This window comes from Polyangium sp. 6x1 (genome assembly GCF_029946515.1).
GTDB lineage: Bacteria > Myxococcota_A > Polyangia > Polyangiales > Polyangiaceae > Polyangium.
The window spans coordinates 1-11,811 of record NZ_JARZHH010000134.1 but is presented as its reverse complement, the minus strand read 5'-3'; the positions used below and the strand labels follow the sequence as shown (position 1 = coordinate 11,811).

9 protein-coding genes and 2 pseudogenes are annotated in these 11,811 nt (G+C 68.4%); 8 read left to right on the top strand and 3 right to left on the bottom strand.

The window, feature by feature from the left end; genetic code table 11:
- From QHF85_RS48620 to QHF85_RS48585, 8 genes are all read left to right on the top strand, one after another.
- On the top strand, positions 1-197 hold a 197-nt coding region (locus tag QHF85_RS48620), incomplete at its 5' end, for an MYXO-CTERM sorting domain-containing protein (protein ID WP_281334382.1).
- Positions 198-284: 87 nt separating this feature from the next.
- A complete protein-coding gene (locus tag QHF85_RS48615; protein ID WP_281334381.1) occupies positions 285-1,211 on the top strand; it encodes an alpha/beta hydrolase in 927 nt (308 codons plus the stop codon).
- An 864-nt stretch (positions 1,212-2,075) separates the two neighbouring features.
- Positions 2,076-2,870, top strand: coding sequence for a hypothetical protein (locus tag QHF85_RS48610; RefSeq protein WP_281334380.1), 795 nt, complete (start codon positions 2,076-2,078; stop codon positions 2,868-2,870).
- Between the two features lie 264 nt (positions 2,871-3,134).
- Positions 3,135-4,202: an AraC family transcriptional regulator gene (locus tag QHF85_RS48605; protein WP_281334379.1), complete on the top strand. Its 1,068-nt coding sequence runs from the start codon at positions 3,135-3,137 to the stop codon at positions 4,200-4,202.
- Positions 4,203-4,413: 211 nt separating this feature from the next.
- Positions 4,414-6,060 (top strand): hypothetical protein, encoded by a 1,647-nt coding sequence (locus tag QHF85_RS48600; RefSeq protein WP_281334378.1) that lies wholly within the window; start codon positions 4,414-4,416, stop codon positions 6,058-6,060.
- An 18-nt stretch (positions 6,061-6,078) separates the two neighbouring features.
- Positions 6,079-6,627, top strand: coding sequence for a hypothetical protein (locus QHF85_RS48595; RefSeq protein WP_281334377.1), 549 nt, complete (start codon positions 6,079-6,081; stop codon positions 6,625-6,627).
- Positions 6,628-6,832: 205 nt separating this feature from the next.
- Positions 6,833-8,056, top strand: coding sequence for a kelch repeat-containing protein (locus QHF85_RS48590; RefSeq protein WP_281334376.1), 1,224 nt, complete (start codon positions 6,833-6,835; stop codon positions 8,054-8,056).
- Between the two features lie 31 nt (positions 8,057-8,087).
- Positions 8,088-9,491 (top strand): calcium-binding EGF-like domain-containing protein, encoded by a 1,404-nt coding sequence (locus QHF85_RS48585; RefSeq protein ID WP_281334375.1) that lies wholly within the window; start codon positions 8,088-8,090, stop codon positions 9,489-9,491.
- Between the two features lie 181 nt (positions 9,492-9,672).
- On the opposite strand, the pseudogene QHF85_RS49880 reads toward QHF85_RS48585, so the two are convergent.
- From QHF85_RS49880 to QHF85_RS48575, 3 genes and pseudogenes are all read right to left on the bottom strand, one after another.
- Positions 9,673-9,795: pseudogene (locus tag QHF85_RS49880) on the bottom strand (DUF6691 family protein); the annotation flags it as partial.
- A 5-nt stretch (positions 9,796-9,800) separates the two neighbouring features.
- Positions 9,801-11,129, bottom strand: coding sequence for a hypothetical protein (locus tag QHF85_RS48580; RefSeq protein WP_281334374.1), 1,329 nt, complete (start codon positions 11,127-11,129; stop codon positions 9,801-9,803).
- Between the two features lie 260 nt (positions 11,130-11,389).
- Positions 11,390-11,811 (bottom strand): annotated as a pseudogene (locus tag QHF85_RS48575) (hypothetical protein); the annotation flags it as partial.

Sequence of the window (11,811 nt, the reverse complement as noted above, 5' to 3'; positions counted from 1 at the left end):
GCGGCGCAGGTGGTGCCGGCGGCGGCGGCGGCGCAGGCGGCGAAGGTGGTGCCGGCGGCGCAGGCGGCCGCGACGTACCCAGCGACGAGGGCTGCGGCTGCCGGACGGCCGGCGCGGGCGAGGGCTCCACGGGCTCGCTGCTCGTGGTGCTCGGCGCGCTCGGTCTCGTGATCGCACGGCGGCGCAAGGCCGCCTGAGCTTCTCACCCCCCGCGGCGCGGCGGAGCCTTGGTCTCATCAAGGAACCGCCGCGCCGGGGCGCATTTTCTGCGATAGTATGAAGCGATGAGCCTCCAGGCGATCGCGCTCCGCTTCTATCTCCGCTACTGGTTCAAGCGTCGGCTCGATCCGAACGCGCCCGTCTCGGCGCTCCGCGCCAACATCGACGACCTCGTGCGAAGGATGCCCAAGCCGCCGCCCGGGGTCACCGTCCTGCCGACGAACGCCGGGGGCGTACCGGCCGAGTGGGTCACCGCAGCGGGCGCCGATGAGCGGCGGGTCCTCCTCCACTTCCATGGCGGCGGCTACGCGTCCGGCTCGCCGGCCAGCGTCCGCGATCTCGCGTGGCGCCTCTCGGAGGCCGCACGCTGCCGGGTGCTGGTCGTCGACTACCGCCTCGCGCCGGAGCACCCGTTTCCCGCCGCGATCGAAGACGCGGCTTCCGCCTACCGCCACCTGCTCTCCAACGGCTTCGCGCCCGCGTCGATCGCGTTCTCCGGCGACTCGGCAGGTGGTGGGCTCGTCCTTGGCTCGCTCGTGAAGCTGCGCGATGACGGCGCGCCCATGCCCGCGGCGGCTTGCTGCTTCTCCCCGTGGACCGATCTCGCGATGACCGGCGGCACCATCACGACGAACCGCGACGCCGACCCGATGGTCCGGGCGGAGGCGCTCCCGCAGACGGCGGCCTGGTATCTGGGCTCGACGCCGGCGACCTCCCCGTACGCCTCGCCGCTTTACGCGGACGTCCGCGGCCTTCCGCCCACGCTCCTCCATGCGGGCTCGACGGAGGTGCTGCTCGACGACGCACGCCGGCTCGCCGAGAACATGAAGACCGCAAAGGTGGATGTGCATCTGCGGATCTGGCCGGACATGCCGCACGTGTTTCAGGGCTGCGCGGCGTTCCTGCCCGAGGCGCGGGAGGCGATCGCCGAGGCGGGGCAGTTTCTCGATGCGCGCATGCTCCGCGCGGAGCAACAGGCGGAGGCGGCGTGAGGGAGCTCGGCCGCCGAGAGGGCCGTCGCCCAAATCGATAGGCCACGATGCAAACGCCCTCCGGCGCCGCGAGGCAGCGAGAAAACGCGCCGGATTTCGTCCTGGATGCTGGCAAATCACCGCACGAAAGCAGGTTGGAGCTTTCGGACGCGCGCAAATCGCGCCCCGGCCTTCCTGTGCATCGTTCTGCCATGTCCGAACGACGCACAGGAAGGGCGACGGACCCCTTTGAACATGTCCGAACGATGCACAGGAAGCCCGGCGCGTCGTTCGGACGTGCCCGAAGGCGCGCGCGGCGCCCCGCGCGCCCGTTCGGGGACGCACGAACGTCATCGAGGTCGTCCTGTGCGGAGTTTGGAGCTGTCAGAACGCGTGGTCCCGGGCTCCGGTGCATCGTTCGCGCATGCGCGAATGCCGGATCCGGAGCCCGGGGCGGAATTTGCCAGCCGCGGAGGCGAGGTTCCGGCGTCTAGCCCTCGTCGTCGGCGCCGCCGCTCCCGCTTCCGCCCTTCTTGGCGCTGCGCTCGCGCCGCAAGAAGAACGACTCGACGAGCTTGCGTTGCCCGGGGAACGCCGCGCGGAGGATGCCGTGCGCCTTTTCGAGCGCAACGCGGACCGCGAGGCGCGCCTGGATCTCGGCGTCGCCGGCTGAAGGATCTGCGCGGTTGCCCGTGGGGCACGAACGCGTACAAGAACGCGGCCGTTATCTCGGCGAGGCTCAACCAACATCTCCGCAACAAGGTCTCGCCGGAAAAGGAGGTGCTGCAGATCAACAAGGTTCCGCCGTACACGCCGTGACGCGGCCGGCGGACGCAGGCGGCGAGGGCCGTTGACGCCGAGACAAACGGGGTCTAGGCGAAGCCGATGATCGAGCGGGTCACCCGTCACTTGGGACGCCTCGTCTTCGACCGAGACGCCATCGTCCGCGCCGCGCTGCGCGCGTACGTCGAAGGCTACCTCGACCAGATCGCGCGCTTTTGGTATCCAGCCTCCGACGGCATGGAGTGGACGGGCGACCTTCAGCGAGGCGCCATCTACAACGTCGACGTAGAAGGAAACTACGAGGTCGTGGCGTGGACCGAGGCGGGCGTCGTCGGCCTCGCGTGCGAGGCCGGGTGGGGGCCGATCCAGCAGTTCGGCCTCTCGGTCGATGCGGTGACCGGCGGCCCGGACGACGTGCGTGCGGCCGTGCCAGGGCTCCCTGCCGAGCTCGAGCCCACGTTCGTGCTCGCTGTCGGCATGCTCCTCGTGGGGCCGGAGCATGGTGAGAAGTGGGCAGGCGTCGGCTTCTGGCTTCACGGCGATCGCGTGGGAGGCACGCTCTTCGACGATCCGGCGCCCTACGGCGCCCGCCGGCTGGCCGCGTGGGGCTTGCTCCACAATGGGCGGCTCTTGCCGCTGTCTTGTGAGTCGTATCGTCCACGCCCCGGGTGGATCGTGACGAACCACGACCGCCCAGAGGACGCCCCCGCCCACGCAATCATGGACGCGGTGGTCGATCGGAGGCTGAAAGGCCCCACGGAGTTCACCCCCGCCGAGCTCGAGACGCTCCTTCGCCCTACGCCCAAGCCGGATCAGGTGCTCGCCGTCCAGCGCAGGCTTCAAAAGGTGGGCATCACCTGGCCCGGCTCGCCCGAGATCCCCGAGGAGCCGACATAAGGGGCCAAGCTCCTTTTTGCGGTGACTCGTCTCCCCCAATGAAGGCGTAAGCTCCCATCGATCAATCTACCTCGACGCAAAGCCGCAGCGGTGGCGGGAGCGCGCGGCGTCATGCGGGCCTCGATCCTGCGAAGGACCCTGCCAGCAAGACAGCCGCATCGACAGCTCCGCTGGCAACGCGCTACCACCGGCCCGTCGAACCGTCAGCGCGGCCACCACCATCGCGTTGGCTTGGAACGCCGGTCCGCGTGATCATGGAGGTGCATGATGCACGCCACGTCGGGAACGGATCTCGTCCACAGCCAGCCGATCCCCCGCAAGTCGGCGCTTTCGGCCAGTCGAGGAGCGGCGCCCCTCTTGGTCGTGAAGACCCACCTCAGCACCACCGACCCCGACGAGCTGCTCCCCGCCTTCTCTCGCCTCTACCCGGGCGCGACGCTCGGGCCCCTGTCAGGGACCGCCTTCCGGTGTCATTTCGCGGTCACCTCGGCCGGGCCCGTATCGTTCGTGGCGGGGGATTGGGACCTCGGCGGCAAGGTCGAGGCGGCCGCCCTCGGCGATCGGTACGCGCTGGTGTTCGCAGGGGAAGGCAGCGGCGACGGGGAGGTGGAGATCCGGGGCCGGCGCCTCTCGATCGCTCCTGGAACGCGGGCCGCGCTCTTCGTTCCCGGGCGGCCGGGGAACATCACGCTGCCCGTGGGCGCGAAGGGCCGGACCCTCACCCTCGAGCGATCCGCCCTCGAAGCGCACTTCACCATGCTCACGGGCCACGCGAGCCGCGGCGCGATCCCGTTCGAACCCGAGCTCGATCTCACCACGGGCGGCGGCGCGACGCTCCACGGCATCGTGCGGCTGCTCCGCGAGGAGATCGAGCACCCCGCGGTCTCGCCGTTCGTCCGGCCGCGCCTCTTCGACGTGCTCCTCACCGCGCTCGTGACCATTCCTCGTCACGAGGGCTTGCGCCTGCTCGAGCTTCCGCCCCCGCGTGTCGCTCCCGCGGTCGTGCGTCGGGCCGAGGAGTTCATCGCGGCGCACGCCGGCGAGGCGATCCGGCTCTCGGACATCGTCGCCGCGGCGGGCGCGCCGGCCCGCTCGCTCCAGGCGGCGTTTCGCGCGGCGCGGGGCATGACGCCGATGGAGTTTCTGAAGTTCCGGCGGCTCGAGCAGGCGCGCCAGATGCTCCTCGCACCGCAGCCCGAGACGACCGTGTCGGGGGTCGCCGCCGTCATGGGCTTCCGCAACGCGGGGCGGTTCAGCGTCGAGTACAGGAAGCAGTTCCGCGAGACCCCCTCCGAGACGCTCGCGCGCGGCCGCGTCGCCGGCGCGCGCTGATCAAAAAACGCAAGGCTGATCGAAAAGCGCAACGATCTCGCCCTGCCTCCGAGACGGCCATCCCGGAACGGATGCCTCGTGTAGATTGCCGCCGATGACACACGCCTCTTCGTGTTCGGAATGAGCTTCGCGCGACGCCGTCGCCGGAGCTGACGTCCCCATCACTGACGCATGGCCGGCGCGTCCACACAGTCCGGTAGAAGGATGCTTCATGATCTCCGCTCGTTTTCTCGTTCTCCGCAGGACCTTCCCCTTGCTCCTGTCGGCGCTCGCCCTCGGGCTCGTCGCCGGGTGCGACGACGACAATGGCAGCAGCAGTACCAATGGCAGCAGCAGCTCTTCCTCGGGAAGCGGCGGAGCCGGTGGTCAGGAAGCCAGCTTTCGCCTCTCGGGCTCGCTGTCGTATGAGTACGTGCCCTTCGACGTCGACGTCGAAAAGCTCGATTATGCCAAGATCGAGAAGCGCCCGATCCGCGGGGCCTCGGTCCGCCTGATCGACGCCGACACCGACGCCGAGATCGCGAAGACGACCTCCGATGACGAGGGCGCCTACAGCTTCGACTACACGGGGGCCGCAAAAGTAAAGCTCTGGGTCTACGCCCAGACGGAGGCCCCCTCGTTGATCGTCGAGGACAATACGTCCGGCGACGAGGTCTACGTGATGGAGAGCAAAACGGCCGACAGCGCCGAGGATGCAAAGCTCGACGTCCTCGCCGCCACGGGCTGGGACGGGACCGCGTACACCTTGACCCGCGCCGCCGCGCCGTTCGCCGTGCTCGATACGGCCTATACGGCGGCGAGGCGCTTCCTCGACGAGGTCTCTCCGCCCCCCGAGCTCCCTCCGCTCAAATTCAACTGGAGCATCGACAATCGCCCGGAGGAAGGCGACAAAGCATTGGGCCAGGTCGGCACCTCCCATTTTGACGGCGAGGAGCTCTACATCCTCGGCAAGGAGGACGTGGACACCGACGAGTTCGATTCGCACATCATCGTCCACGAATGGGGCCACTGGTTCGACCAGACGCTCGGCCGTGCGGACACCATCGGAGGCACCCACGCCAACGGCGACATCGAGGACCCGCGGCTCGCCTGGAGCGAAGGGTTCTGCACCGCCTTGAGCGCGATCATCCTGGATCCGGACACCACGTACACCGACAGCTCCGGGCCCGGGCAGGCGAGCGGCTTCGCGAACGATGTCGAAGTGAACGACAACAGCGCCGAGTCGAGCCCGGGCTGGTTCTCGGAGACGACGGTGCAGGGGGTCGTGTACGATCTCTATGACGGGTCGAACGAGCCCTTCGACCAGGTCGGCGTGGGCATCAAAGGCATCTACGAGGCGCACCAGACCCAAAAGAACAAGGCTGCGTTCACCACGCTCTTCTCGTTCGTGGCCTCGCTCAAGGAGAACGACCCGCAAGCCGCGCCGGGCATCGACGCGGTCACGTCGTTCTACAACGCAAGCGCCGATTTCGGCATCGACCCCATCGAGGACGAGTGGGGGACGAACGAGACGCATTCCGGCGGCTTCCCCGGGAGCCTGCCGGTCTACAAGCAGGGCGTCGTCGGCAATGGTTACACCGTGGATCTGACCGGCGACGGCGAATCCAATCGGCTTTCCCAGAACGTCTACTACCAGATCGAAGGCGACGGGATGCCCATCACCGTCACCTCCACCAGCTCGAGCAACGTCGATCTGGCGGTGTACAATGCCGGCGTCCTCGTCACGTCCGACGAAAACCCGAGCGGGGAAGAAAGCCTCACGTTCAATTCGGAGGCAGGGACGATCTACGTGCTCAGCGTGCGTGGGTACAACACCATGCCCGTGTCGTATTCGGCCGACATCACCATCTCGCACTGAAGAAAAAGGGAATCGACAATGAAATACTTTGGCATCGTGGGGATGGTCGTCCTTCTCGGGGCAGCGGCGTGCGGGACCGACGCAACGCGGCCTCCGGCTCCTCCCGCGAGCGCGGGCGGTTCTTCCGAGGCGGCTTCGGGCGAGCCCCAAGCCGCGACACCAGGCACGGCCGCGGCCGAGCCAACGGCGAAGCCCTCCGCCCCCGTGAATGTGACCGCGACGCTCAAGGCAGGCGCGGCCGATCTGGATGTCGTCTTCGGCGCGGACGGCTCGAACATCACCATCGAGGTCTGGGGCGTGGACGGGCTGAAGCTCCAGGGAGGAGCGAGCCCGGTCTCGCAGCCGGCCGTGAGAAACGGGCAATCCGTCAAGGTGTCCGTTCTCTACGAGGCGGGGGCGACCGAGGGGAATCTCGCGATTCGCGTCCGCGGCACCTTCCATGGCCGAGAGCAGGCCAAGGTGCAGTCGTTCACGGTCAACGCGGGCAGCCAGCCCAAGGGCGCCCCGGCCGGGGAGAGCAAGGTCGACAAAGACGGTCGGCCGGTCAAGGTCATGAAGTCGGAATGATGGGTGATGGGCCGCTCACGAGCGGCCTGGGGCGCCACCGGAAGGTGGCGCTCGATTCTACAGAGGCGGAGCTGCTCGCCCTGCCGGTCGTCGTCCTCCCCGGACGTGCTTGATCCCGCGTATCTCATGACGCCGCTCCCGTACAACCTCACTTCCACCAGGAGATCCATCGATGACTCATCGTTTCCATCCGCCTCGCGGATCCATGCGCCGCCGTTGCGCCGGCCTCGCGGCGACCCTCGCCATGGCCGCCTGCAGCGCAGAAGACCCCACGTCGCTCGAGGCCTCCTCGCCGGAGGCGCTTTCGGTGGCGACCTGCGCGGAGCTCACCACGGCTCCGCAATGGGAGGCCGTCCCGCAGCATGGCGACGTCCCGACCGCGCTCTGGGAGGCCGGCATCTCGTTCGCGCGCAGCAACAATCCCGATATCGTCTACCGTTTTGGCGGCCAGATCGGGGCGTTCCCCACCGATTTCACCGTGAACGACTTCTACTCCCTCGACCTCTCCACGATGACGTGGACGAACCTCGGATCGCCCGAGACCCCCGCCCCGCGGGCCGACACGATGATGATCCCCGGCCCCTGCGGCAATTGCGTGAGCATCGTCGGCGGCCGGGGCCAGTTCCGGACCGGCTCGGATCACATGTTCCCCGAGATGTGGACCTACCACACGAAGAGCCGTCAATGGGAATTGGCCCCGCAGGAGGAGCAGGGAGATCCCTTCGCCATGCGCCGCTCGTCCGCCGCGGTCGTGGGGGTGCCGGCGATCGGCCACCCGAAGAAGAAGACGTTTTATGCGTTCGGTGGCGTGGGCAATACGCTGCCGCGATTCGCCACGACGCAGAGCGGTCTGCGCGGCGACCTCGCCATCTACGACGCGGAGGCGGGCTGGCAAATCGTCCCGACCTACGGCGAGAAGCCCGCGCCGCGGGCCTGGCCCGCGGGTGCATACGATCCGGCCACCCATTCGCTCCTGATCTTCGGCGGCTACCGCCTCGGGCCGGACCAGGGGCCGAACACGCCGCCCGGAGAGCTCTTCGGTCCGACCAACTACGAGAATGATCTCTGGTCGCTCAGCCTCGATACGTTCACCTGGACCGAGCTCCACCCGGAGGGGGCTCTGCCGTCACCGCGCGACAATGCCATCGTCTTCTTCGATACCGCCCACGGCGGGCTCGTCGCCTTCGGCGGGGGCGGGTTCGACGGGGTCTCGAATGATCTCTGGTTCTACTCGATGGCGGAAAACCGGTGGACCGAGATGACCCTCGATCCCAGCGCCCCGATTCCCCCGGCGCGCGTGGGAGGCGTCTCCTTCGTGCGCGAGACGAAGGCGGCCTTCGAGCTCTTCCTCCACGGCGGGTCTGCCACCGATGGCGGATCGAGCTCGTTCTACGACGACCTGTGGAAGCTGACCTGGTCGAAGCACTGAAAAGAACTTGATGATGATGAAAGGACCCAGAATGACGAAAGCATCCATCACACCCCTCCTGCTCGTCCTGCTTGCGGGCGGTTCGCTCGGTTGCGAGATCATCGCCAAGGTCGACCGCAGCCAGATCGACCAAGGCGGCGGCGGGAGCGGCGCCCAAGGTGGGGGCGGGAGTGGCGGCCAAGGCGGCGGCGGGAGCGGCGGCCAAGGCGGCGGCGGGAGCGGCGGCGAAGGTGGCGCAGGTGGCGGCGCGTGCACCCCCGAGGACGACGAGAACCCCTGCACGGAGGACGTCTGTGAGGACGGCGCGCCCACGCACAAGCCCACGGCGGCCGGGACCGCCCTGCCCGATCCGGTGACGGGTGATTGCCAGGAGGCCGTGTGTGACGGCAACGGCGCCGTGATCCAGCAAGCCGACGACGCCGACCTGCCCGACGACATGAACGAATGCACGAGCGACGTGTGCACCGCAGGCGTGCCGTCGAACCCCCCGCTTTCGGCGGGCTCCGCCTGCGGCGCGGGCCTCGTGTGTGACGGCAATGGCATGTGCATCGGCTGCAATACCCCGGCCGATTGCGCGGGCATGGATGACGAATGCAAGGCGCGCACGTGCGAGGCCGGCGTGTGCGGCGTGAGCTATACCCCCGCGAACACGCCCGTGGCCATGCAGACCCCCGGGGATTGCAGCGCGCTCGTGTGCGACGGCAGCGGCGACACCACGACCCTCGCCGACGACACCGACCTGCCGCCCGACGACGCGGACCCCTGCAAGGTGCCCGCGTGCAGCGCCGGTCAGCCGGCCGTGGCTGACGCGCCGGACGGCACCACCTGCGCGGACGGCGACGCGTGCACGCAGACGGACACGTGCCAGGCCGGGACCTGCACCCCCGGCATGGGGCAGCCGTGCCAGAATGGTGGCACGTGCGCGACGGCGGAGGCCGGCTACACGTGCTCCTGCCCGTCCGGCTACGCGGGTGTCAACTGCGAGATCTGCGTCCCCACCACCTGCGAGGCCCAGGGAGCGACCTGCGGCACCATCCCCAATGGCTGCGGTGGCATGCTCACCTGCGGGCCGGCTTGCGCCGTCTGTCCTTGCGATGGGGATCCATCGTGGCAAAGCGCGCTGGCTGGGACGCTCGTGAAGGATGGGCGGTGCACCAATTACTCCTTCCCGGGCCCCTGCGGGAGCAACGTGATGAGCCCGAACAGCTTCTCCTGGGCAGTCTCCGAGTCCGGCGCGTCGCTCGTGGAGCTCCTCGCCGGAACGCAGGGCTCGCAGAGCTTCTGCGGTGTGCAGGTGATGCAGCCGTCCAGCCCCACGAATTGCAGTGGGGGTGCCTTCCCCGTCATTCTGGACACTCTCACCGCGGCGGAGGGGGCGGCGTGCAGGACCAAGGTCCTGAACTTCGGGGCGGCCCAGGGCGGCGTCTGCCAGTGAGCCTGCGGCTCCTCGACGGCGCCCTCAACGACGACGGCAAGCCCGACCTCGCGTTTTCGCGCGGCGACGGCGTCTACGTCCTCCTCAATCAGGGCGCCGCGAGGAGCCCCCACGGCGCCGTCGCGGATCCAATGGATTGCGCCGAGTCAGGGGTGCCGGAACCCGTAGCGGAAGCGGGGGGGTTGATGATGCCGGGACCGGGGCACACGCCGGTGAGGCCCCAGCCGATGCCAAACAGGGCCGCACCACCGACGAGCTTGGTATCGATGGCGCTGCGGTTCGGGATGTGGAACTCGACGTCGAAGAGGGTCAGTTCGAATGGGCCGGCAGCTCGACGACGTACGTATCGACGGTGGCGCCGCCGCCCCAATCGCTCGCGAACACCGCCCGCGTACCGCTCGGGCTCCCGGTGACGTGGGGCTCGCCCCAGTAATCGTTGGGGCCCTCTTTCCCCCATGACCGGTGGTGCGCGATCCGGCAGGCCTTGCCGCCGGGGTTCGTGTCGACCAGCAAAAGCTCCTGATCCAGGAGGCCTTTCCCGCTCGTGTCGCCGACGATCGATAAGAAGACCCAGCCTGGATTCTTGTAGATCTCCGCCGAGAGGTGCGTCCCGGTGGGCGGGTATGGATAACCGGTGTCGGGCCCGATGATCACCCGCGACGTGCCGTCCGTCATGTCGTGCGTGACCAGCGTCCCCACGCCGCTGCCCTGGGGCCCCGGGTCGAATACGACGGAGTTGAAGGTGTCGTGGCCATCGGCCGTCCGGCCCAGGCAGGAATGCTCGACCACCGAAAGATCCAGCTTGCGAACCACCTTCATCTCCTGGTCGACCACGTTGACGTCCCAGAGTGCGAGTTTTCCGGTCGCCCCGATCCTGGGGGGACCGAAGTCCGGCGTCTCCTTCGTCGTCCCGGTGATCGTCCCCGTATCGAGCCGATAGATGAACGACTCGCCCGTGCCCTGGCATTGCAGGCCGAGATAATTGGCGTCCCACGAGATCCACCCGTGCGAGTCCGCGGTCACCTGACCCGGGCAATTGTCGAGCGTGTGGAGGACTTCCTTTTCGTCCGTCGAGACGTGGTATCGAATGAGCTTGTTCCCGTCGATGTAGAAGAAGACATCCGGCTCGGTCGTGCTCCAGTAGACCTGCTCCAGATCCGGCGGATGGATGTCCAGATCCTTGAGGAACGCATACGTCTTGCCGTCGTAGAGCTTGTGTCCGGCGCCCACCTTGTAGAGCAGGAGGAGGGTCTCGTCGGCATTCCACGCTTGCGTGGGCGAATAAAGGGGCTTGATGATGCCGCTGCCCACGTCGGTGATCCGCCGGATCTTGGTGCCGAACTCGGGATCGACCACCTCCTGGAGCAGCGCGGGTTTGGGGAGGGCCGTCATGGGGTGCGCCTCCTTGTCATTCACCAGCCCGGCGCACAGATCGGCTACGTTTCCCCCGCCGCTCCCCATGCCTCCGGTGCCCCCCGAGCCCGCCGTGCCCGAGCTCGAGGACCCGGCGCCTGTGCCGCTCCCGGAGCCCCCCGAGCCCCCGGCCCCACTCTCGCTCGACCCATTCCCATTCCCATTCCCGCAGCCGAGGTGCAGCAGCGTGATCAGCGTCAGCCCGGTCCACCCCATCCATTTCATCGTCTCATCGATCCTTTCCAAGTTATCGCGCGGAAAGATGATGCACGAAGGTGAGGGGGAGGGGAAGTAGAATGATCCCGTGCAACGATCGCATCCGATTCAACGATTGCAGTCCGATTTGATCAGGAAGCCGCACGCGGAAGCGGAGGCGGGAGCGGCAAGCGGCGGCGGGAGCGGGAGCGGGAGCGGCGGCGGGAGCGGGAGCGGGAGCGGCGGCGGGAGCGGCAAGCGGCGGCGGAGGCGGCAAGCAGCAGCGGCGATTAGGCCGTCGTCGGCTCTTCCGCCTTCTTCGTTCGTCGCGTCGCGCGGGCGGCAGCGACGGCCTTCGCGTGCGCCATGGCGTCCGTCAGCGGAGCGAGGAGCGCGCGACCTTCGAGGGACCGCTCGACGTCTGCTGTGGATGCGCGCCACTCCACGTACTTGCGCAGCCGACCCACCACATCGAGCCAATCGGCCTCGGCGTCCTTCCCGAGATTCACGTGATCGCCGACGTTCCCTCGCGCCGAAGCCCGCTCGGCATAGGCCAGGTCACTCTCACCGACGGCGAATTCGAGTCGGGAGAGCCATTCCAGGGGGAACGAGATCGCGGCGAGCGTCGCGGCGTGCTCTGGGGCGCGCAGGACGGCGAGGATCCGGCGGACCTCGGCGTTCTCGTCGGGGACGCGCGTGTCGAGGAACGAGC